Origin of the sequence: Vibrio sp. 10N.222.54.E6, assembly GCF_041473955.1 — a bacterium.
Lineage (GTDB): Bacteria > Pseudomonadota > Gammaproteobacteria > Enterobacterales > Vibrionaceae > Vibrio > Vibrio tasmaniensis_A.
The window spans coordinates 227,605-251,531 of the sequence record NZ_JBFRTD010000017.1 but is presented as its reverse complement, the minus strand read 5'-3'; the positions used below and the strand labels follow the sequence as shown (position 1 = coordinate 251,531).

Annotated in this window: 20 protein-coding genes; 12 read left to right on the top strand and 8 right to left on the bottom strand. The window is 43.1% G+C overall.

Annotation, left to right across the window (positions count from 1 at the left end):
- Positions 1-101: 101 nt before the first annotated feature.
- The 6 genes from AB4513_RS11650 to AB4513_RS11625 all read left to right on the top strand — a co-directional run bounded on the left by AB4513_RS11650 (position 102) and on the right by AB4513_RS11625 (position 5,343).
- Positions 102-791: a DUF2786 domain-containing protein gene (locus tag AB4513_RS11650; RefSeq protein WP_009846484.1), complete on the top strand. Its 690-nt coding sequence runs from the start codon at positions 102-104 to the stop codon at positions 789-791.
- Between the two features lie 105 nt (positions 792-896).
- Positions 897-1,565 carry an OmpA family protein gene (locus AB4513_RS11645; RefSeq protein WP_009846483.1) on the top strand — a complete coding sequence of 223 codons (669 nt, stop codon included), beginning with the start codon at positions 897-899 and terminating at the stop codon, positions 1,563-1,565.
- 156 nt (positions 1,566-1,721) lie between these two features.
- Positions 1,722-2,822: a tetratricopeptide repeat protein gene (locus AB4513_RS11640; protein WP_009846482.1), complete on the top strand. Its 1,101-nt coding sequence runs from the start codon at positions 1,722-1,724 to the stop codon at positions 2,820-2,822.
- 165 nt (positions 2,823-2,987) lie between these two features.
- Positions 2,988-3,176, top strand: a complete 189-nt coding sequence (locus AB4513_RS11635) for a hypothetical protein (protein WP_048659540.1) — start codon at positions 2,988-2,990, stop codon at positions 3,174-3,176.
- 385 nt (positions 3,177-3,561) lie between these two features.
- Positions 3,562-3,969: a SulA-like leucine-rich domain-containing protein gene (locus AB4513_RS11630; protein ID WP_009846480.1), complete on the top strand. Its 408-nt coding sequence runs from the start codon at positions 3,562-3,564 to the stop codon at positions 3,967-3,969.
- Between the two features lie 270 nt (positions 3,970-4,239).
- Positions 4,240-5,343 (top strand): phosphoribosylaminoimidazolesuccinocarboxamide synthase, encoded by a 1,104-nt coding sequence (locus AB4513_RS11625; RefSeq protein ID WP_009846479.1) that lies wholly within the window; start codon positions 4,240-4,242, stop codon positions 5,341-5,343.
- A 174-nt stretch (positions 5,344-5,517) separates the two neighbouring features.
- Here the strand turns inward: AB4513_RS11625 and AB4513_RS11620 are convergent, their stop codons facing one another.
- Both AB4513_RS11620 and AB4513_RS11615 read right to left on the bottom strand, forming a co-directional pair.
- A complete protein-coding gene (locus tag AB4513_RS11620) occupies positions 5,518-5,895 on the bottom strand; it encodes a hypothetical protein (protein ID WP_009846478.1) in 378 nt (125 codons plus the stop codon).
- Positions 5,896-6,098: 203 nt separating this feature from the next.
- Positions 6,099-8,483, bottom strand: coding sequence for a helicase-related protein (locus AB4513_RS11615; protein ID WP_009846477.1), 2,385 nt, complete (start codon positions 8,481-8,483; stop codon positions 6,099-6,101).
- A 184-nt stretch (positions 8,484-8,667) separates the two neighbouring features.
- On the opposite strand from AB4513_RS11615, the gene AB4513_RS11610 reads away from it, so the two are divergent.
- From AB4513_RS11610 to AB4513_RS11600, 3 genes are all read left to right on the top strand, one after another.
- Complete coding sequence (locus AB4513_RS11610) at positions 8,668-10,356, top strand: NAD-dependent malic enzyme (RefSeq protein ID WP_009846476.1); 1,689 nt, start codon at positions 8,668-8,670, stop codon at positions 10,354-10,356.
- 171 nt (positions 10,357-10,527) lie between these two features.
- The gene (locus AB4513_RS11605) at positions 10,528-11,364 is read left to right on the top strand and encodes an ElyC/SanA/YdcF family protein (protein WP_102257342.1); all 837 of its coding nucleotides are present in this window, start codon (positions 10,528-10,530) and stop codon (positions 11,362-11,364) included.
- Between the two features lie 198 nt (positions 11,365-11,562).
- Positions 11,563-12,933 carry a DASS family sodium-coupled anion symporter gene (locus tag AB4513_RS11600; RefSeq protein WP_009846474.1) on the top strand — a complete coding sequence of 457 codons (1,371 nt, stop codon included), beginning with the start codon at positions 11,563-11,565 and terminating at the stop codon, positions 12,931-12,933.
- A 314-nt stretch (positions 12,934-13,247) separates the two neighbouring features.
- Here the strand turns inward: AB4513_RS11600 and AB4513_RS11595 are convergent, their stop codons facing one another.
- Positions 13,248-14,543: a GGDEF domain-containing protein gene (locus AB4513_RS11595; RefSeq protein ID WP_102257343.1), complete on the bottom strand. Its 1,296-nt coding sequence runs from the start codon at positions 14,541-14,543 to the stop codon at positions 13,248-13,250.
- Positions 14,544-14,845: 302 nt separating this feature from the next.
- Between AB4513_RS11595 and AB4513_RS11590 the strand changes: the two genes are divergently transcribed.
- Positions 14,846-15,670: a DUF2797 domain-containing protein gene (locus AB4513_RS11590; protein ID WP_102257344.1), complete on the top strand. Its 825-nt coding sequence runs from the start codon at positions 14,846-14,848 to the stop codon at positions 15,668-15,670.
- 151 nt (positions 15,671-15,821) lie between these two features.
- On the opposite strand, the gene AB4513_RS11585 is transcribed toward AB4513_RS11590, so the two are convergent.
- Entirely contained in the window at positions 15,822-17,072 is a 1,251-nt protein-coding gene (locus tag AB4513_RS11585; protein ID WP_372071046.1) for a diguanylate cyclase, read from the bottom strand.
- 247 nt (positions 17,073-17,319) lie between these two features.
- Positions 17,320-18,204 (bottom strand): LysR family transcriptional regulator, encoded by an 885-nt coding sequence (locus AB4513_RS11580; protein ID WP_102257346.1) that lies wholly within the window; start codon positions 18,202-18,204, stop codon positions 17,320-17,322.
- Between the two features lie 239 nt (positions 18,205-18,443).
- Here AB4513_RS11580 and AB4513_RS11575 point away from each other — a divergent pair, with 239 nt between their 5' ends.
- A complete protein-coding gene (locus AB4513_RS11575) occupies positions 18,444-19,115 on the top strand; it encodes a type 1 glutamine amidotransferase domain-containing protein (protein ID WP_009846469.1) in 672 nt (223 codons plus the stop codon).
- Between the two features lie 193 nt (positions 19,116-19,308).
- Here the strand turns inward: AB4513_RS11575 and AB4513_RS11570 are convergent, their stop codons facing one another.
- From AB4513_RS11570 to AB4513_RS11560, 3 genes are all read right to left on the bottom strand, one after another.
- On the bottom strand, positions 19,309-20,544 hold the full coding sequence (locus tag AB4513_RS11570) for a cysteine desulfurase-like protein (protein ID WP_009846468.1): 1,236 nt from the start codon (positions 20,542-20,544) through the stop codon (positions 19,309-19,311).
- Positions 20,528-21,184, bottom strand: a complete 657-nt coding sequence (locus tag AB4513_RS11565) for a 2OG-Fe dioxygenase family protein (protein WP_009846467.1) — start codon at positions 21,182-21,184, stop codon at positions 20,528-20,530. Before AB4513_RS11565 ends, AB4513_RS11570 begins: the two co-directional genes overlap by 17 nt.
- A 799-nt stretch (positions 21,185-21,983) precedes the next feature.
- Positions 21,984-22,133 carry a DNA circularization N-terminal domain-containing protein gene (locus AB4513_RS11560; protein WP_371727407.1) on the bottom strand — a complete coding sequence of 50 codons (150 nt, stop codon included), beginning with the start codon at positions 22,131-22,133 and terminating at the stop codon, positions 21,984-21,986.
- Between the two features lie 429 nt (positions 22,134-22,562).
- On the opposite strand from AB4513_RS11560, the gene AB4513_RS11555 reads away from it, so the two are divergent.
- The gene (locus tag AB4513_RS11555) at positions 22,563-23,927 is read left to right on the top strand and encodes an MBOAT family protein (protein ID WP_009846464.1); all 1,365 of its coding nucleotides are present in this window, start codon (positions 22,563-22,565) and stop codon (positions 23,925-23,927) included.

Sequence of the window (23,927 nt, the reverse complement as noted above, 5' to 3'; positions counted from 1 at the left end):
GTTCACCACATTCCTACAAATGACTTTTGACTTTGCTGTTACTCGCCAAAACATGTAAAATGTTGGACTTTTAAAAATTTGCGGTAATGATTAAGTTGTCGATGGATAAGAAAAAAGCCCTAAAGAAAATTGCCAAGTGTCTTGAGCTTGGAAACTCTGCGAACGTCAATGAAGCTGCCAATGCGATAAAAATGGCGCATAACTTGATGCTGAAATATGGTCTCGAAAAGGACGATATTGAATTTATCAAGATGGGAAAAACTCAATCCAGTCACCTGTTACCTGCAAATATCAGCTCTACACTGCTGCGTGTTATTCGTGGTATTAACACCAAGTTTGGCGTAGAAGCCGTGTTACTGAATCACAAAGGCCTTAAACGCGTTGAATTCATTGGTGAAGCCGATCGCGCTATCTTCGCGGCTTTTGCGTTCGATATTATTTATCGCGAACTGAATGAGCACACTGGCCAATTCAGAAACAGTTTTGCGGGCTCGGGAACAGGGACACTAGAAGTAACACGTCGCGTAAACTCTTACGTTTCGGGTTGGGTAGAAGGTGCACTTGAAAAACTGCCTGTTATCACCCCAGACGACGAGTCAAACAACAAGATCAATAACTACATTGATAAAGAGTTCCAAAACATCGACCGCGAAACGTTCAAACAACAACTCAGAGAAGCGATGAAAAACCTCACCGCAGACTATGAAGTTGGTTTGAAGAAAGGTCGAAAACTGTCTGTAAATCGACCAGTTGGCGGAACTCAAGCCGTTAAAAAGATAACTAAATCATAGAGCCACTTTACATTGCTTCAGCGTATTGATAAAAACCACCAATAGGACTTATTGTTGTCTTTCGTAATTCATGCGTTTGACAGAAGTACATGATGGAGAAATACGTTGAAAAAAATCACACTAGCCCTGGCACTCACTGTTGCTCTAACGGGCTGTCAAGCGACACAACGCCAAAACGCGACAACCGGCGAATCTGAGACTAATTCCGCAACTCAAGGCGCTTTAATTGGTGCAATCGCCGGCGCTGTTGCTGGTGCTGCTACGGGTGACGACTCTAAAGACCGTCGTAAGCGTGCACTCATCGGCGCAGCAGGTGGCGCCGCAGTTGGCGGTGGTATCGGTTACTACTTTGACCAGCAAGAAGCTGCACTTCGTGAAGAACTCATGAACTCAGGCGTTCAAGTAGAGCGTGTTGGTGAGAACCAACTTCTACTTCGCCTAGAGAACGGCATTGGTTTCGATTCTGGTTCTTACGCTTTAGAATCAAGCATCCACAAAACACTTCGCGGCGTTGCGCGCATCTTAGTTGAATACCCAGACACTAGCCTAGTGATCGAAGGTCACACTGACAGCACGGGCAGCGAGTCTTCTAACCAAGTTCTTTCTGAGCGTCGTGCTGAATCGGTTCGTGCATTCTTGATCTCTCAAGACGTTGCTGCAGGCCGTGCCATTGCTCGTGGTAACGGTGAACGTTACCCTCTATGTGACAACAACACCTCTCAAGGTCGCGCTTGTAACCGTCGCGTAGAAATTCAAATCTTGCCGCTTAAGTAGCACGATTAAAGCCCAGTTCGTCTTTATCTATTGAATTAACCTCTATATAGTTGCTTATCGTCGTGTTGCTTGTTCAAAGTCACACGACTAACTAACAACCGTAAATCGTATTCATACTGATATACCAACTCTGGGCTTTTTTACGAGACTTATCTATTGTTTATCCTATCCAACTTTCTGCCATCATCAATTCTCAGAACTCTATTTTTTGCCCTCATCTTTTCTACAATACAGTTCTCTACTGCACACGTCGTTCATGCAGAAAGCAACGTTGCATTCTCGATAGAATCTCAACCTCAAGGTCCAGTTTCTCAATACCAACTAGCTCAAGCTTATGAATCAGGTAATGATGTCCCTTTGAGCACCAACGATGCATTTTATTGGTACTCGCAATCCGCAGAAAACGGCAATGCAGATGCGCAATTTAGGCTGGGTGAATGGTACTTGGCAGGATCAGGTGTAGAGCAAAGCAACAAGCTAGCTTTAGAATGGTTTATTAAATCAGCCTTACAAGGTAACCAACGCGCGCCTATCGAAGTCGCAAAGCTCTACGAATCCTCACTTGAGGAAGAACTCCTAAAACCATTAGATGAAGCACAGCTATGGTATGAAGCGGCCTTAAAAAACAATCCAACAGCCGAAGATGGCTATAACCGTATTCTGGAAGCGCAATTCAACCAGCAACGTGCCAAGCAGATCTCTTCGATTGAGAAGCTCAATGACAACGTCATTGCTGAAAGCAGCACGAATCAGAGGCTATCTAATCCAGAGCGAGCAAGTAGATCCCCTTCTTATCTGCCCTCTAGAGAGCAGGTAACACGTTCTAACCTAACGTATTCAGACTATCTAATTGGCACAGCCTTAGCCGTGTTGATTTCAATTGTCAGCATTATCATGACTCTGGTGATATCAAAAAGAAGACACGCTCTAAAATCGGGTGAATTGGGGCAACAAAAGCAGACACTTGAAGCACAGCTTAGCTCGAAGGACTTCACTATTAAGCAGCAGAAACGTCAGCTGCACACGATATTCCATGAGTTAAAAAAACAGAAAAATGACAACAGCCTGAACAATTTACAAGTAGCCTGCGCTCTATTTGGGTATACACCTAGCTCAATTCCGAATCAAAAAAGCATTAAAATTCGATATAAACAGCTATCCAAAATCTACCACCCAGATGGTTACGGGTGTGACGAAGAGATGAAACGTTTGAACAATTCGCTAAAAACCATCCTTAAGAGTGTTACAAAAACGTAAACAACCAAGCAAACTCGATTTCCAAAGTCGCAAAGATATCGATTTTATTAGTACTGCAATCGATCCCCCTCTCAAAAACAGGTAACAAACTATTAACTAATGAGTCTTACTTGTGTCATAATTTGCGCCGAAAATACACCTGACTTAAACAGGTGAGGAGAGAATATGTTCACAATAGAAGGCGTTTGTGATTGGTGCAAAAAGCCAAGCCTAGTTAAAAAGCACGACTACCTAGATGGTAAGTGTCATCATGCATGTCAAGAGTGCAATGATATGGCCACCATTGATGTTCGCCAGTTCAATATTGGTGAAATGGAAATGAGAGCAAAACTCTCCCAAGCGACATTGAGATAAGCAACACCGTTGAAATATAAGAAAGCGCCTAAGGCGCTTTTTTTGTATCTGAGATTTATCTTCTTATCTTCTTATCTTCTTATCTTCTTATCTTCTTATCTTCTTATCTTCTTATCTTCTTATCTTCTTATCTTCTATACAGGTGTATACAGTACTTTTCTGTCAAACCCACTGTATACACCTGTATAAAGCTCACATTTCTTCAACTTATGAGACAAAACAACAAATTCATTCAAATTTAATTTTTACCATATTTTCAACAGCTTAAATAAAAACCACTTACCCAACCAAGCAAGATCGGCCAATAATCCCTCAAAAAACGCTTGATCTTATAAGCAACAAAAACTACTGTATACACATACAGCATGTATATAAGGACAGCAAAATGATTCCAGCACACGTTAAAGCACAACACTCTAGCCCGCTAACTCACTGCGCATTTACATCCGTCTCTCGTGACACAAAAAGTTCAAACGAAGAAGCGTTGTTTGCCAAAATGGCGTTGCTGTCCAATCAACATCAGTGGTTACTGTTTACGGCTCAAACACCAAGACCATCGGCTAAACAACTGCAGCAACATAATGTTTGCTGTGATCGTGTTATTCACATGAAAGCCTCTAATCAAATGACAGAAGTAGAAACCGTCGAGAAAGCCATTCGATCTAAGAATGCGAGCGCGATTGTTGCGAGTGCTTCGATTGATCAATTCAGTCAGCAATACCTAAGAACATTAGGAATGCGCTTTCAGTGCGAAGTCTTCTTTATTGATGCCAATTCAGAGCGTATTCACTAGACCGCCTGACTTAATAACATTTTGGCTAGCAAACTTAAGTTAACTTGACAGCATGGCTCCAAAACACAGTCCAAATATACTGCCTTCCCCTGCCTACAATTCGCCAATTTTCTAGCGAATAGTTAGGCGGGGGTTTTTATTTGATCAATAGATTTAGCAATCGTTTGCTTTTTCTCTGGAAGCAAATAGTAGATTGGGTATAATGCCCGTCTAATCATGTGCACACCGCACTTCTCTGTATGACGTTTGATAAAAGATAGGAATGTCTAAATGAGCCTTGCTGATCAAGTTCTTGCCGTAAATGATGACCTACCAATCCGTACTGATAAACCTGTCCACAGTGGCAAGGTTCGTTCGGTCTACTGGTTAACTGAAGAAGATAGCCAACGACTAATTAAAGAGAAAGGCTACGATGTAGCACCAGATGCGCCATTAGCAATCATGGTGATCAGTGACCGTATCTCTGCATTTGATTGTATCTGGCGTGGTGAAGGGAATCTAAAAGGTGTCCCAGGTAAAGGAGCGGCTCTGAATGCTATCTCTAACCACTGGTTCAAATTGTTTAAAGACAACGGCCTTGCTGACAGTCATATTCTTGATATCCCTCATCCATTCGTATGGATTGTACAAAAAGCTCGCCCAGTCATGATCGAAGCGATTTGTCGTCAATACATCACAGGTTCAATGTGGCGTGCATACGAAAACGGCGAACGCGAATTCTGTGGTATCGAGATGCCAGAAGGCCTTGAGAAAGACAAGAAATTGCCTGAGCTACTGATCACACCTTCTACAAAAGGGATTTTGAAAGGTATTCCTGGCGTTCCAGAAGCTGATGATGTGAACATCACACGTAACAACATCGAAGATAACTTCGCAGCGTTCAACTTTACTCAAGCAAGTGACATTGCGCATTACGAGAAACTTCTAAAAGAAGGCTTCAACGTAATTAGCCAAGCGCTAGCAAAAGTCGATCAAACCTTTGTCGATACGAAATTTGAATTTGGTTACGTCAACGATGCTCAAGGTAATGAAAAGCTTATCTACATGGATGAAGTCGGTACTCCAGATTCATCTCGCATTTGGGATACTCAGGAATACAATAACGGCAACATCGTTGAGAATTCAAAAGAAGGTTTCCGCCAGTTCCTACTTAACTACTTCCCTGATCCGGACATTCTTTTGAACAAAGAGCGTATGCCAGAGCGTGAAGCGTTAGCTCGTGACAATGAACTTCCATTGGATTCATTAATGTCTCTGTCACGTACTTATCTTGATATCGCGGCGAAGATTACAGGTGCGGAAATCGTACTGAGTGAGAATCCTAAGCAAGAGATCATCGATGTATTGCGTGCTGACTATGGTCTAGTTGACTGATTGCATTCTAGAAAGCGAGTAAGCTCGTAAACACAAGTTCCAGATACTAAAAGGGCCTCATCATTATTGAGGCCCTTTTTCGTGTGCGATTTTTAATATTCTTTGAGCTCGCTCCTAAGCTCTAAGCTCTAAGCTCTAAGCTCTAAGCTCTAAGCTCTAAGCAATACTGATAGATTAAAGCTTAATAGTAAACTCTTCTCCAGTATTCTCGGCAATCACCAAATGACTGCGCGATTCAATGTACTCGATCTGCTCTTCTTCAAGAGAATATGGCATAGCAACTTTGAGTTCATTGATCCCCTCTAGCTTGGCTAGCTTGAGTAAGGTAACAATGTTTGACTCATCACTTTTACGCGTCGACATCGATTTCAATGCCATCTGCCATAAACGATCTTCAGGGCTGGCTAGCTCTTTAATGCTATCTCGCCAGACGGTACTAAATACTGGCGCAATCGTGGTTAGTGCTTCCAGAAAAGTCCATTTTTTACTGCATGAGGCGCCAAGAAATGTTGTGTAATCAAACTCTACACGCGTCTCTGTCTGTTTATCCATGATGTCCCCCGACACTTTGACAACACAATATACTCAATATCTATCAACTCTTTCTTTATAGCAATAGGATATAGAAGAATAGTCTTTTATGACCTTTTGATTGGTTAAAAAGGCATATAAAAATCAAACTTGTAACAAAATAAGTACTGAAAAAACATATATGCACCTATTTGATTAATATTTTAGAGATAAAACTAATCCATCTATTTGATATCAATTATCCGACTCGCTTTTTTGTACTGGATACGCCAGCCAGACCATGTAGGGAGCTCCCAGCGTTTTGGTGATAACTTTCGGCTACCCGATTGATAGTGAACGTAAATCAGCTTGCGTGCGGGCAAGTATTCTACATCAAGTTGTAAGTCGGCAAGGCTCAGTGCAAACGGGTATTTTTCAGAGAACTCTGAATAGAACCAACTTGGAATCCCATCGAAAGGTATGTCTGCATGGTCGAACATTTCCAATTCGCTCACATCAGTAACTCCTAGCACCTCAAGCTGCTCTATCAACCATAGCTCAAAGTTAATGTTCTCAATTTCTGGTGTGTATTGGGTTTGTTCATCGAGACCGAGTTTCACATACAGCTGCCAATGTTTGATTTGTTGAGTGCGAGCTTGTGCAAAACCCGGAAGTTGAACCCCATTCGATACAAGATCGACGATCGGCTTTAACGATAGTTGCCCTTCCGCTGCCACGAGCTTGGTCGTGATCGTGCGGCCAGCGTACACCAATGTCATCTCAGCAAAAACGCCATCATCATTGACCACGGTTTCACCTTGTTGCCACTCTCCCATCTCCGCTTCAATCATAAGATCCAAAGGAATAGGTGCAGTGACCGTCGCTAAGGTCAGTGTTTGCTTAACGCCTCTTCCCGGCAAACTATGGGTATCAAGCACCAACATCGCTTGTTCATTATCAGGGAAACGATTCTGACGGCCGAGTACTACCTCTAAAACTCCATTAGCAAAGGCTTCTTTTCGTTTCAGTCTGCGTACGAACACCAGTTCAGGGTGAAGTTGAACAATAGTGTTAAGCAGTTCAATACGCTGGAAACGGGACGCGACTTCTAATTGAGGAAGTTCAAACACCTCACGCATTTGCTTAGCCAGTCCCTGTGCTTCATTCAATGCCTGCTGATCGATTTCTAGATTTGGATACTCGCGACCGCGAACGATCTGAATCAACAGGCTTAGATCACACCCTTCCTTTTCTTGCTGAGCGAGTGCTTCCAAATGTTCTGCATTGTTCGGTAACTGATACAAGCGAGCCGGAACGGACAACGCAGCTGTGAGATCGACCATCGCTTCTTTTAATGCTTTGGTTTTGATTCGAGTAACGATATCGGCATACAAAGCATCAATCGGCAGCGGATACAGCTTTTTGCCATGCTCGGTAATTTGATGGTCGGCTTTAATCGCTTCCATCGTCAGCAAGGTTTGAGTAGCACTGTTTAGTGATTTTTCAGGAATAGGATCAAGGAAAGACAAGCTCTCAAGCGGAGCACCACAACAGGCCGCGGCCAACATCGGTGAGATCAGCTCTTCACGCTGCAATTCAGGCGGTGTGACTAACTCTAACGCCGCATGCTCACCATACAGACGCACACAAGCGCCGTCCATTACCCTACCCGCACGGCCAGCTCGTTGCTTGGCACTGGCTCGTGATATGGATTTAAGCATCAGAGTCGTTCTACCGTTTCGTTGAACGGTGCGTCTTTCTAATCCTGAATCTATCACCACACCAATATCGGGAATGGTTAATGAGGTTTCTGCCACGTTGGTTGCAAGAATGACCTTTCTCAGGCCATAACCGTTAGCATTGATATCGATATTACGACCCGATAACGCTAAATCTCGCTCCTTATCACTGACTGACGCATGCAATTTCACCACTTGGATATCAGGATTTTTCGCCAAGGCTTGTTCACATTGCACGATCTCTTTTTTACCCGGCAGAAAAACCAACATGTCACCAGAAGAAGCGATCAGCTGATGATTAACTTCTTCCGTAATGCGCTGCTCTAGATGTCGACTATCAGGCAGTGTTCTGGATTCGCTCGCTCTGTGCTCAATCTCAACTTGATAAGTTCGCCCTTCACAGCTTATTCGATTCGCATCCAAATAATGAGCAAGACGTTCCCCTTCGATGGTTGCAGATGTGATCACCAAGCGATGGCTCGCTTTTTGTTTCAGAATCGCCACCAGCAAATCGATATCCCAACGCCTTTCGTGAAATTCATCGACAACGATGACATCAAAGCCAGCGAGTCCATCTTCAGATAACCAACGCAGCGCGATACCGGGCGTCACAAAAACGACGTTAGTTTTCTCGTTGTATTCAGACTCAAGTTTGATCGCATAACCAATTTTGTCACCAAGCTTCTCGCCCGATTGTAGCGCGAGATATTTAGCTAATGAGGTACAAGCTATTCGTCTTGGTTCAACCACCAGCACTCGCCCATGTTGGCAAGCCCAAATTGGCAAGCGCGTTGATTTACCCGACCCGGTTTCAGCTTCTACTACTAGGTGAGAATTAGCGATTTGTTCGTGAAATACGTTTTGATAAGCATCGATGGGAAGTAATGACATAAAAAGGAGGCGTCGCGAAAAAGTGTGAGCAAAGTATAACGAATTATGGTGCTAAAATTCGATAAGTGTGGGACATGGGTAAGAATATCATTTTGTTTGCAAAGATCGGAGGTAAACTATTTACAATTGAATAACTAAACCGTTATCATTTTTCGGTTACCCTTTCTCCCATATTAGGCATCTAATGAACAACGATAAACGCCCTCTATATATCCCTTATGCTGGTCCTGCTCTACTAAGTACCCCTCTTCTAAACAAAGGCAGCGCATTCTCTGCTGAAGAGCGCAGTTCTTTCAACCTTGAAGGCTTGTTACCGGAAACAACCGAAACAATCCAAGAGCAAGTAGGACGTGCATACAAGCAATATTGTAACTTCGAAAGTGATATGGATAAGCATATCTACCTTCGTAACATCCAAGACACTAATGAAACGCTTTTTTATCGTTTAGTTCAAAACCACATCTCTGAAATGATGCCTATCATTTACACGCCAACGGTTGGCGCAGCATGTGAGAACTTCTCAAATATTTACCGTCGTGGCCGTGGTCTGTTTATCTCATACCCGAACCGCGATCGTATCGATGATCTACTGAATAATGCGACAAACCACAACGTTAAAGTTATCGTGGTTACGGATGGTGAGCGTATTCTTGGTTTGGGAGACCAAGGCATCGGTGGTATGGGTATTCCAATTGGTAAGCTAGCACTGTACACAGCTTGTGGTGGTATTAGCCCAGCTTACATGCTACCAATCGTGCTCGATGTGGGTACCAACAACCCTCAACGTCTTGCTGACCCTATGTACATGGGCTGGCGCCATCCTCGTATTACGGGTGCTGACTACGATGCATTCGTTGAAGAGTTCATCCAAGCGGTTCAACGCCGTTGGCCTGATGCATTAGTTCAGTTCGAAGATTTCGCACAAAAGAACGCAATGCCACTGCTTGAGCGCTACAAAGATCGCATCTGTTGTTTCAACGATGACATCCAAGGTACAGCTGCCGTAACGGTTGGTTCTCTACTTGCAGCATGTAAAGCAGCGAACAGCAAACTGTCAGATCAACGTATCACCTTCTTAGGTGCGGGTTCAGCAGGTTGTGGTATTGCTGAAGCTATCATTGCTCAAATGGTGTCTGAAGGTATCAGCGATGCACAAGCTCGCTCTCAAGTTTACATGGTTGACCGTTGGGGTCTGCTACAGGAAGGCATGCAAAACCTGCTTGATTTCCAACAGCGTCTAGTTCAAACCAACGCGAACACCAAAGATTGGGAAAGCGACGGCACTGGTTTCTCTCTACTAGACGTTGTTCGCCACGCGAAACCAACAGTATTAGTTGGTGTATCTGGTGCGCCGGGTCTGTTCAGCAAAGAAGTCATCAAAGAGATGAACCTTCACTGCGAACGCCCTATCGTGTTCCCACTGTCAAACCCAACAAGCCGTGTTGAAGCAACACCAAATGACATTATTCGTTGGACTGACGGCCAAGCGCTTGTTGCGACAGGTAGCCCGTTTGAGCCAGTGGTTCACAACGGCACCACTTACCCAATCGCTCAGTGTAATAACAGCTACATCTTCCCAGGTATTGGCCTTGGTGTATTGGCTGTGAATGCTTCACGCATCACTGACGAAATGCTAATGGAATCAAGCCGAGCACTTGCAACGTGCTCCCCACTTGCTATCAATGGCTCAGGTGCTCTACTTCCACCATTGGAAGAGATCCACACCGTATCTAAAAAGATTGCTTTTGCCGTTGGTAAAAAAGCGATTGAGCAAGGTGTTGCTCTAGAGATCACTGAAGAAGCACTACAACAAGCGATTGACCAGCACTTCTGGCAGCCGGTTTACCGTCGCTACAAGCGTACTGCATTCTAATAAACGTGCTGCGCTTGGAATAAAGAGCGTTAACTACTCTTACAAGAGCCTCTGCAACTGCGGGGGCTTTTTTCTTTACACTGTCTTGTCTTTTTAACTGATTTTTCTCATTTTTATTTGGTATTATCGAGCACTCAAAAATTATTGCTCAGTCAAAGGACCATACCGAGAGTGAAATTTGATTCTCACATTTTCCGTAGCCACTTATTAAAAGCTTACAAAAAACTGCAAGGTTTTCTGTTTGGCGCTTTCCTCGTGTTCTTAATAGGCAGCGCTGCGGTTATTGCGATCGATTATTGGGTTTCATGGCAAGCAGAAGATCGCATCATCTACGATATAGATGAAGTGCCCGAGCTTGAGGTCGCCGTAGTGCTTGGCACAAGCAAATATTTAGGTAGAACACTCAACGACTATTATAAGCACCGAATCGAAGCGGCAATTGAGCTGTTCGATCGTGAAAAGGTAGACCAATTTCTACTGAGTGGCGATAACGCTCATCGCTCTTACAATGAGCCGTGGACGATGAAACGCGACTTGTTAAAAGCGGGCGTCCCCGATGAACGCATCAATCTAGATTATGCGGGGTTCAGAACCCTAGATTCGATTGTTCGCGCCAAAAAGATATTCGATACCGATAACTTCCTAATCATCACTCAGAAGTTCCACTGTGAAAGAGCGCTATTTATCGCTAACTTTTACGATATTAATGCGCAGTGTTTGGCGGTTTCAGGACCAACCCATCATTCAGGAACCTCAATACGTTTACGTGAAGTGTTTGCACGTACCAAAGCGTTTCTTGATCTGTATATTATTGGTACTACGCCAAAATTCCTTGGCCCTAAAGAGCCGATCCAACCCAGTCCAAAACCAGAATCATTGCCGATTCCTAGCCCTATTACGGACCCCAATGTAAATCCTATAGCAGACCCCAATACAAACCCTACTGAAAATCCGATTGCAACTCCTTCAGTAAGCCCTATTTTAGAACCAGCAGAGACCGATGTGTAGAAAACTACACATTTTGAATTTGTTGCCTCACACTTCCCCATTGTTAAGCAAAAACACACCAACACTCCTTTATTAACTTGAGTAACATTCTCCCAACAAAGTCTGACCCTACATCAAGTCTATATACCTCGAAAATAATAAGCACCGCTCAACGAAGTCGTGCACCAATAAAACGAGGATAAACAAAAGGAGCGTCTTATGACGGCACTTGTTACTACACTGAAACACTGGTTGTTTACCCGCAACAGCATGATATTAATTGGTAATTTCACGCTATTTGCAGTTTTGCTCAATTCCCTGCCATTCGAAGCGCAAGTGAATACGGGTTTAAGTATTCTCGTGTTCGTTGCCATTCTATGGTTAACAGAAGCTATCCACGTCAGCATCACCGCTTTGCTCGTTCCCCTATTGGCTGTCTTGTTTGGTGTATTCAACACGCCCGCAGCACTGGCTAACTTTTCGAATCCCATCATATTCTTATTCATGGGCGGATTCGCGTTGGCAGCCGCACTGAACAAGCAAGAGCTGGATAAAGCGATAGCTGACAAAGTATTGCTCATAGCAAAAGGCAGAATGTCGGTAGCCGTGTTCATGTTGTTCGGTGTGAGTGCGGGTTTATCCATGTGGATCTCAAACACAGCCACCACAGCAATGATGCTCCCTCTTGTACTAGGCATCATGAACAAAGTTGACCAAAGTGAAGACCGTAACACCTATGTATTTGTGCTACTAGGCATCGCTTACTGTGCTTCAATCGGTGGTATCGCAACTTTAGTAGGTAGCCCGCCAAACGCCATTGCTGCCGCAGAAGTTGGCTTGAGCTTCACAGAGTGGATGGCACTTGGGCTACCTATCTCGATGATCTTACTGCCAATCACGATGATTATTTTGTACGTGATGACTAAGCCAAAACTTGACCACAAATTCGAGCTAGACCATGCACCTGTCGAGTGGACAAACAGCAAGAAAATCACACTGTCTATCTTCCTTTTAACCGTAACGCTTTGGATATTCGGCAAGCCGATCAACGCAATGATTGGCGGGTTCTCTAAGTTTGATAGTTTGGTAGCGATTGGCGCCATTGTACTGCTTGGCGCTTCTAGAGCCGTGGAATGGAAAGACGTTGAGAAGACAACGGATTGGGGTGTACTTATCCTGTTCGGTGGTGGTATCTGTTTAAGTAACATTCTGAAAGCGACCGGAACCAGCGTATTCCTAGCACACTCACTAAGCGGATTTTTAGAAACAGCAGGTATACTTCTTACGATTCTAGCCGTAGTAGCGTTCGTGGTATTCCTAACGGAGTTTGCGAGTAACACAGCGAGTGCGGCATTGCTTGTCCCTGTATTTGCAACCATTGCTGAAGCGCTGGGTATGTCACCTGTTATCTTATCTGCACTGATTGCGATTGCCGCATCTTGTGCCTTCATGCTACCAGTCGCGACACCACCTAATGCGATTGTATTTGGCTCTGGTCATATCAAACAAAAAGAAATGATGCGAGTAGGTATGGTGTTGAACCTAGTTTGTATCCTAGTTCTGACTCTGTTCGCTTGGATTTTCTGGTAAACACTAATGTCCTATAGACGTATGTTTATAGACAAGTGCTTATAGGAATGCCCCTTCTCAAAAAAAATCTGGTTGCAGCTTCCCCCGGCTCAACCAGTACAAAAATGCCCGCTCTGCTAACAAGATCCGTTTAACTAGCAAGATCAGTTTAACTAACAAAACCAGCTAAACGGGCACATACAAACAAGAAACGCTTTTCCCTTTTGGTGGCCCCGCGCCACCTTTTTTGTTTTGGCTATTGGGATAAGAACCATAAAAACGCCACACGTCACATATGCACGTGTGGCTTATAAACCAATAAACTCTACTTCCGATTAGTGGCTCAAGATCACCTGATTTCGCCCTGAATGCTTCGCTTGATATAAGGCTTCATCAGCGCGGGCAATGGTCTCTGTCACCCGCTCTTGTTTCATCTCGGCAATGCCGATACTGCAAGTGAGAGAATCCCCATGAATCCAAAGATGTTGGCTAACCAAAAGTCGGATTTTCTCTGCCTTTCTCTGCGCTTCGCCAGCTTCGGTTTCAGGGCAAAAAACAATAAACTCTTCACCACCCCAACGTACAAGTTTGTCCGTCGCACTGATAGAGCTGCCAACCACCATACTGAATTCACGCAAGATATGATCACCCATCAGGTGTCCGTATTTGTCATTCACACTTTTAAAGTAGTCAATGTCCAGGTAGATCATACTTAACTTGCCGTGGCCTTGCTTCACCTGTTGCGACTGCATTTTCAACCAATCACGAATCGCGTGTCGGTTAAGTATCCCTGTCAATTCATCACGATGAGCCTTTTCAGAAAACTCGAAGTTTTGCTCTCTCAATGCCCGATTGACGTTTTTTAAGTGATGGTGTCTTTTTTCAGCGATCGCGATACGTTTTCTTGAGCGGTGTAATTCTGAAAGCAGAAACACAGTGCCGGTACCCACCCAGATAAACAGCAAAATCAGGAACAGACTTTCAGCCGAAATATACGAACCCTCAAACTCAATACTTCGAATAATTATCCGATGGTGACCTAATTTAGCACCAGAAGCAGTAGCAAACTCAACCATGTTCACATTTGAAAACTCGGGGGCTGAATGCTCTAACGCAACCTCGTTATCCGCTAACCACCACGTCATGACTTGCAAGTTTTTGATCGGGATCTCGATCACGCCACCATCGATTCCTGGAGAGAACTCCATCCCATTGTACTTATGTGTGTACTCATCATCGGGAACCGAATAAGCAGGATTGTAATTACGTAGGTACGTTCTCAGACGACCACTAGAATCAGCCTTCGCATGGTAATCAATATTGACTCTAAAGGTGTGGTACTGCGAAAGGTCAAGGCCAGTGGTTATGTCTGGGCTAATACGAATCGATAGCCCACAATAAGGCCAAGGATATTCGGATTTTTTAAGCTCACAATCGAGAATATACTGCCCATTTTCATAGGACAATTGGGAGGTACTGACTCCTCTATCAACTTGATCGCTGGTCGCGATAAATTCATATTGTTCAGGAGTAATTGTTGTTATCACACGATTTCCACTTACCTGGTAATACTGCACAATGGCAAGTGTTGCGATAACTAGAAAGATAACAATTTTATGAATCCACTTCACATCTAAGCTTCCGGCTTTTGGTCCCTATAGTTGGGATTTGACGATATAAACAAGCAAAATTAATCATTAGATTGCATACTAACAATTGACTTAAAAACGTTATATCACACCTTAACAAAATGTCATACTATAATTTAGATGGCGGATTTCCACTCAATTATTCACTGCAATAATCAAGTAATATTGCGTATAAATAGAGGCTCTATTTGTTATACTCATCGCATAATCATCGTTAACCGTAGCGACTGCTTACAAGGCGTTCGAGTCGACGAAATAATAATCAAAATACAACGAGTAATGTCATGTCTTTATTAGCAAAAGGAACACTCAAGAAAATGAGTGCTTCCCTTGATGGTACGGTTACCTACCGTTTACCTGTAGGGGAAGAGTTTGTAGAGCTAAACCCTCTGATTGGAAAAACCATCAACCTTACCCACACTGGTAATATTTTTTGTTGTTCGTGTGGTAAGAAAACTAAGAAAAGCTACTCTCAAGGTCACTGCTTTGTGTGCATGAAAAAGCTAGCGAGCTGCGATATGTGCATAATGAAGCCGGAGACTTGCCACTACGATCAAGGCACTTGTCGTGAACCTCAATGGGGTGTAGAAAATTGCTTCGTCGATCACTTCGTTTACCTGTCGAACACATCAAGCCTTAAGGTTGGAATCACTCGCCATACACAAATCCCTACCCGTTGGATTGATCAAGGAGCCACTCAAGGCCTACCTATTTTGAAGGTAAAAACACGTCAGATCTCTGGCCTTATTGAAGTCGAATTAGCAAAACACATCGCCGATAAAACCAACTGGCGCACGCTGCTAAAAGGCGACGGTGACGATATGGAGTTGGTTGAAAAAGCCAAAGAACTATTGCCACTTGTAGAAGATAAGATTCAAGAGATCAGAGCGAAGTTTGGTGATGATGCTATCGAGGTGCTCAGTGAGAGCATTACTTCATTGAGCTACCCAGTTGAACAGCACCCTGTGAAAATTGTATCGCACAACTTTGATAAGAACCCTGAAGTGACGGGCGTACTTCAAGGCATTAAAGGTCAATACCTTATCCTAGATACTGGCGTGATTAACATCCGTAAATTTGGTTCTTACGAAGTGGAAGTGTCTGCCTAATTTATAGAACTTAAACGTTTCTTATAGTTAGAAGCGTTTCTTATAGTGAGAAGCGTTCAGTTAATAGCCAAAAACTAAAATGCCCTCAAGTGATGACTTGAGGGCATTTTTTGTTGTCGATTCTATTCGCTTTCGATGACGGTTTTAGGCGTTAAAGCGCGACTACATCTCCGTCTACACAATTCTTGCCATTGGCTTTCGCGCGATAAAGAGATTGGTCGGTTAAATTCACGAGTGCGTCAATAGTGACACCGTCTTCACACGCTCGGCTATCGCTGATTCCGATACTCACGCTAGAGTTAAAACGAATTTGTTCACCCACTTTGAACTCGACTTGATTGAACTGTTGGCGAATCTCTTCTGAAACTTCGAGAGCTGTTTCAAGAGACGTATTGGGGATAAATAGAATGAACTCTTCACCACCCCAACGGCCTGCTACTCCACCAACTTTCTCGGCATTACGCTTGGTTATGCTAGCTAAAGCACAAATTACCTCATCACCTACCATATGACCATAAGTGTCATTAATCGACTTGAAGTCATCGATATCTAGTAGCATACAGACAAGGTAGTTTTTAGAGAACATGTGCTCTCTTAACCATTCATAAATCGCCCTACGATTAAGCAGATCCGTCATTTCATCGTAATTCGCTTGGTGAACCAACTGCTTCTCCAACATCACCTTTTGAGTCACATCTTCGAGTACCACTTGAACGGCCCGCTGACCTTTCCAAGTAATTGCATTATCGTAAATATTAAAGAAGCGATGAACACCGTCAAAGCCAATGTTTTCAACCACGGTACTGGTTCCCGACAACTCACCCGACACGATCGCTTGATAGTGTTTATAGATGCCGTCGCTATTCTGCTGTGGCACTAAGTCAAGAATCGAATCCAGCGCTAAGACTTGATCTATGGAAGATCCACCTTGCAGTTTTACCCAGGATTGATTGACCATCAACGGTTTGAAATCTCGGTGAACCAAGATGCCCTGCCCTGATTGCATGATCATGTCGTGATACATCTTATCTTGCTCACGCACTGCATTTTGCAGCTGAATCGCAGGGGAAAGATCGATAACCGTGACTTGCAGTGCAGGTCTTCCCTGCCACTCCGTCACATGATCGATAGAAATCACAGTAAACTCTCGGCCATTGCGATCAACATTGGTATAGGTGTGAACCTGAGGATCTCGTTGACCACTGACCGTTTCGAGGTAATTTTGATAGGCTAAAACATGGTACTCTTCTGAGATGAGATCTAGAAAGCTATCGATATCAGAAAGTAGTTCTTCCGGTGATTGGTATCCATAGATGCGAGCATAGTTAGCGTCAACACTCACTACATTCATATCTTGAATCGTTATTACACCGTACGTGGATTCGAAATTTATTGAAGACATTGCCAACTCCGCATTCTCGCTACACTTCATAAGCCGAAGCATAACAACACATCCTGCCAACGCTTCCACACAATCTATCACGCGTTAGGGACATTAATATGATATCTAGTATATCGTACTGCTTTAGGCTTCTCTACAACTCAATCGTAAGCGTAAGTCATCAAAAGTAGACAAATAGCACCTTCTTATTACGCACATCAAAAAACAACAAGGATATTGTATAGCTATGTAAGCATTATCTATTCGGTTATTCATTCCAATCGGAAAAATAAGAAACTAAGAAGTCGATAGCCAGCCTTGCTCTCTGTGGAAGAAAGCGACGGTTTTGATATACGATCCAACTGCTTGTACCTGCTCCCCAATATTCTTCTAGCACTGGAACGAGCTTCCCATTGGCAAGACCGCCATTGAAGCTGCTTTTGGGAAGATAAACAATGCCAAGCCCTCCTTCACAAGCTTTAAGTACCGCACTCGAGTTATTGCTTTTCCAACGCCCATGTACGCGCACCGCGTTTAACGGTTTTCCATCTTTCTCAAACAACCACTGATCACTGTTGGCAATAATACAGCTGTGCCACTTCAACTGTTCAGGCTGTGTTGGAGAACCGAATTGATCGATGTAGTTCTGACTCGCGGCCGCTGCCATTGGCCGATCCACCAGCTTCCTTGCCACCAAACCAGAATCATCTAACCGACCATAACGAATCGCGAAATCAATACCATCTTCAATAAAGTTAACCATATTGGTATTGAAGTTCATTTCGATAGTGAGATCAGGGTGGTCTTTGGCAAATTCCATCAGCGCCGCGGCAGCATGATTTTCAGCAAACGCACCCGCAGCACTCACGCGTAATGTACCGCTCAACTGAGCTTGTTGAGATGTGACTTGTTCATTCGCCTGTTGCAGCCCAATAACCAGATCTTTGCATTGCTGATAATACGTATGCCCAGACTCCGTCAAACTTACCATACGAGTGGATCGAGCCAGTAAAGCCACGCCTACCCGCTCTTCTAATCTCGATACTTGGCGGCTGACATGGCTGGTACTGCAACCAAGTTGTTTCGCGGCCGCAGAAAAGCCGTGACACTCCGCTACGGCAACAAATTCATTAATACCTTCAAAGCTATCCATACTTCACCTGTTAACGTCTAACGAATTCACATTCGACTAATTCACATCCGACTATTGCTATATAGCAATAATGTTTTGCCTATTCGGCATATTATCACTCAAATGGTTTACTACTAGTATTACAGGTAACGAAACAGCGGAATCTCAATTGAAAACTTTGGTTTTCTAAATAAAAACCACGATGCCTAAAGCAAAACAACGACGCTGAAACCAAACAAACGTGCTCAAAGGGACGAATCATGAAAAAAATACTAATACCTGTAACTAACCACGCAACACTAGGCGATACAGATCAAGCGAACGGTACTTACGCGCCTGAACTGACTCATGCACTGAAAGAGATCATTGCTGCGGGTTTTGAGTACGACATCGCGTCTATCAAGGGTGGTAAAGGCCCATTGTACGGAACCGATATTGAATGTGATTCAGTAAACGCCGAGATCCTGGCTGATGATGACTTCCAGAACCGCATTAATAACACGATTCCTGTAAGCCAAATTAACGTAGAAAGCTACGATGCTATCTTCTACCCAGGTGGTTTCGGTTTGCTTTCTGACTTAGCAACCGACGAGCAATTCGCAGCTATTACGGCTAAGCACTATGAAGATGGCGGTGTGATCGCATCAGTATGTCACGGCCCAGCAGCACTGCTTCCGATTGTCCTGAGCAACGGGGAGAAGTTACTGAGCTCTAAATCTGTGACTGGTTTTACACGTGAAGAAGAAATCGACTTTGGCACCATCAATGACATTCCGTTCTTATTGGAAGAATCTCTTGCTCGTAGCGCAGCGCGTTTCAACAAGGTTCAACCTTGGCATGAGCTTGTAATTGTTGATGAGCGAGTGATTACCGGCCAAAACCCAACCAGTGCTCACGCAGTAGGTGCAGCTCTCGTTAAGCAGTTGTCTTAGTTAAGTCATGGAGTTAATCGATTAACGGTTTTAGTCTTAGTAACCGTCCTAATAGAATAACTGCCGTTAAACAGATATAAGCTCAATCAAACAAAAAAGAGCATACTTCCTACTCAATATTATTGAGAGAAGTATGCTCTTTTCTAATTTTGTCGCTATTAAAGTACTAGTGACTTCTTGCTAATTACTCCAGCTAGTGGCTTCGCAAGATCCCTTCAAGCACATTAAACAACAAGTCGATCTCTTCAATCGAGTTGTAATGCATACAACCAATACGCACCACGCCCTGCTCTTCAATACCCAATTGCTTTACCAATCCTAGTGCGTAGAAGTGACCATTCCACACACAGATATTATGCTCACCCAACTTCTTGGCGATGAACTCTGGAGAATGGTTCTCAAAGGTAATCGCAAAGGTTGGGGTTCTTAGGTTCGAATCAAATTCGGTTTTTCCGTAAAGCTTTGCCCCTTCAAGATCGGACAAGCGTTTAAGGAAGTACTCACTGAGTTGGCTTTCATGCTTATTATACAGCGCGTAGCTTTGCTCTAAACGAGAACGCAATGAATCGGCTGGATCACCTAACTGCGCCAAGTAATCTACCGCCGCAATCACACCGGCAAGGCCTTCGAAGCTTTGCGTACCTGTCTCAAATCGACCTGGGCCGATATTGGTTGCAGGCTCAACCTTGTAAGGCTTTAACGTGTGTAGCCATTGAGGCGCAACATAAGCAATGCCCACATGCGGGCCGAAGAACTTATACGCTGAACACGCTAAGAAATCACAATTCAGTTGCTGAACATCAATCAAATGATGCGGTGCGTAATGCACGGCATCGACATAAACCTGCGCGCCATGCTGATGTGCAAGCTCAATAACTTTTGCCATGTCGACAATCGAGCCTGTCGTGTTCGAAGCAAACGTCACCGCGACAAGCTTGGTTTTCTCGTTAAGCAGCGATTCAAAATGCGCCATATTCAAACTGCAATCCGACTCGTCTACGCGAACTTGGCGAACAATCGCGCCTTTGTCGTCTGCCGCTTGCTGCCAGCTCGAAACATTCGAGTAATGATCTAACGCCGTGACGATAACTTCATCGCCCTCTTTCCAATCGCGGCTGATCGCTCGGCTAAGTTGGAAGGTCAACGATGTCATGTTCGCACCGAACACAACGTTGCCAGAAGATTCAGCATTAAGCAGTGCTTGCGCCGCTTCTCGCGCTTTCTGCATTAAGCTCGTCGTCTTTTGGCTAGAAAAATAGTGGCCGCCTAGGTTTGAATTGAAATGTCCTAGGTATTCGGTCATCGAAGCTAAAACATTTTCTGGCACCTGAGATCCACCTGGCCCATCAAAAAAGGTCACAGGCTTGCCGTTATGATATTGGCCTAAAGCACTAAACTGTTGGCGCACATCATTAAGAGTGAAGGACATTGCGCGCATCCTTAGCTGTTAGAACAAACACATCCATATAGCCCATCTCATCGTGGTCTATGGTGCGAATCGGTTGTGCATTGTGCCAAAGCTTACTGTCTGCCAGCATCGCAACCTCGCCATCGCCCAACACCTTTCTAAAGAATGGCGCTTCATGTGAATCTTGATACAGCATGATTTCACCGCCCACAATGTTGTGACGGTTCACACCGATCAAAGCGATATGGTCAAAACCATCTTGGTGGACACCTTCAGGGGCAACCTGAGTTTCTTCAAAAATAGCGGCAATGCGGATCTGATGAATTTCGATTTCTTGCCCGTCTTCAAGCCCGTTGGTTTCAATAAACAGTTCACACATCTCTTGCATGCCTTCGCTGCTTAGAATATTCGCTTCAATCGGCTCGAACTGACGAACAACATCACCTTGAAAGTGATTAATGTTTTCAGACTGAACAAAGTTATGTTTGTCTAGCTCAACGACTTGTCCATTACTGAATTCAACCACTGAGTACCTTCTCAATCGGAACTGGCCATCTGCATGCTCTGTGCTTGGTAGCTTAGAGAATGAAGGTGACAACTCCTTAACTGCATGGTTACTGAGGTGGGTAATATGTAGGGTATTTTCGTGAGCATGTAACATCATCGACTCCTTAATGATTGTTAATTAACTTTCGATATTTAACGTTTTATTTACATAAAGGATACTTGAAGATCTTGCCAAATCAACATTAAACAATCATTTATCCCGTCAGATTTAATAATTCAGACACTAAATCCAATCTAGAAATAAAAAGCAGTGTATAACACCAGAATAAAAGATGACCAACTCTTAAAACTAGCACACTCCACTAACCAGTTATAAATACCTACAATTTAAATAATAACGATATTATTAACTAGAAAGACAAGTTTCATATTGTGTCGGCCCTTTCACTTCAATACGCCAGCCTCCTTGCATGAACTCAGGCACCACGGTTGCCACATTCATTTCTATGATTTGCACATCGAAATACGATCTACCTATCAGTTGCCAAACTATTGATTATTTACACAACAAACTGAAATTGGTTAATTTATCAGTAAGCCAGAAACCAAACGCCTTTGCTTACGCGTCTGGAACAGGTCGAGTTCGGGGGGAACTCGGCCGCCCTTAAATCAATTTGTGTTTTTTCGCTAGCATTACATTTAGGTATTCCACCTTAATTCCTTATCTTTTTAGTTCTTCAAATTTGTCGTTAAATGCGCTCAAGACACAATCTTAAATTTTATTTAACTCAGATACATCAACCCTTTCACTAGAAGAGTCTCTGGTTCTTGTAAAGCTCAATATAAAACGAGTCTATGCTTTAGTGCGAACACTCGTGTAGTAAATATGGTGATATGTTAAGGCTAATAAAATTTTTGTTCACAGTATGTTGATACTTCGGATTGCATCATTGCTAACCTAAGCCAAGAATAGTAAATTCGCGATCAGGTTTAGGCTCGACATCAAAGTTATTTATGAGGGCATTAACATCGACTAGATAAGTGGAACCAACAAACACCGCTTCAATCGTGTAGGTACGAGCTTTTGTTCCTATAACTTTAATGTGTGGTAATCGCTTACCACCATCAAAAAAGGTCGAGAGGATGTTGAGATTATGCCCGCTCCATATAGCGTACCTGGACTGTTATTTGCACGTCAAAAATCCACTAACTACAGAAAAATAAAAATTAGGCAATGACAATAAAATTAGTTATGGAATTGGACGCTCAGGCCCTGTTCGCACTCCACACCAAAATCATGCGATCTTAGAACCGCGTTTCATTCTGGTGGTTGATTTAGAGATCGTCCGAGAACGTTTATATACAAAAAATTAAAGACGTACAGCTCAAGTAGTGTATCATTCCCAGTTCGATTATCACCTTGTAACGTCCCTATGCTATTCAGTTCTATAAATTTCATATTCATCTTTTTACCCATCTGCTTTTGTATATATTTCATACTAGCAAAGTATCGACTATATACTTGTGCGAAGATGTGGTTAGTGGTTGCTAGTCTTATATTTTATGCTAGATGGGAGCCATCCTACCTTCCCATAATTCTCGGCTCGTTGGCATTCAACTTTGCTTTAGGAAGTCATCTAATCAAGAAAGATAAAGGCATTAAAAAGTCGTCTCTTTTGGCTTTTGGAGTGATAACAAACATAGCTTTACTTGGCTACTTTAAGTACACCAACTTTATTATTGGGAATGTGAATTTATTATTATCCCAGCCATTGGAAAATACTAACATCGCTCTTCCACTCGCTATTAGTTTTTTCACATTTCAGCAAATAGCGTACTTAGTTGACAGCTACAGAAAAGAAACTAAAGAATATGACCTCTTGAACTACTCGCTATTTGTGACTTTTTTCCCACAATTAATTGCGGGTCCGATAGTTCATCATAAAGAAATGATGCCGCAATTTAATTCAAAATGGAATCTTGCTCCTAGAAGAAAAAACATCTCGCTTGGTTTATTTATATTTTCTATCGGCTTATTTAAGAAAATTGCCATAGCTGATACATTTTCTATATGGGCTGATGCAGGGTTCTATAACTCCGCGACATTATCATTCTACGAAGCTTGGCTAACGAGCTTGAGCTACTCTTTTCAGTTGTACTTTGACTTCAGTGGTTACTGCGATATGGCGATGGGTGCTGCGTTGCTATTTAATATAAAGCTACCAATCAACTTTAACTCGCCTTATAAATCATTAGATATCCAAGACTTTTGGCGTAGATGGCACATAACATTAGGAAGGTTCCTTAAGGATTACATTTACATCCCTCTTGGTGGGAGTAAGAAAAAAGAACTAACGACTTACAGCAACCTTTTCATTACATTTCTAATTGGTGGGTTATGGCATGGTGCTAGCTGGATGTTTGTTATCTGGGGAGCGTTACATGGCATGGCTCTCGTATTGCACAGAATATGGAAATCTGTTGGCGGAAACATGCCAACATGGTTAGCTTGGCTGACAACGTTTATATTCATCAATATGACATGGGTCTTTTTTAGGGCGGAAAACCTTACAACCGCCGTAAACCTATTATCTAGTATGATCGGGCTCAATCTAATCGACAAACCAATAGAGGGAATACCTTCTAACAAATTGTCATGGATTGGCACTAATTTTGACCTTCTATTTGGTATTCTTCCTAATATGGTAGCCGTAAATGCAATCCCATTCTCTACCATCTCTTTTTCTTTTTATCTATTGTCTAAAACTAATTCATATGAATTGATACAAAGAGGTGTTGGGATCGGAAAAATGATTTCAGCGGCCTTTTTGTTTGCAGCATCCATTTACATTATCAGAAGCTCATCTTCAAGTGTGTTTCTATATTTCAACTTTTAA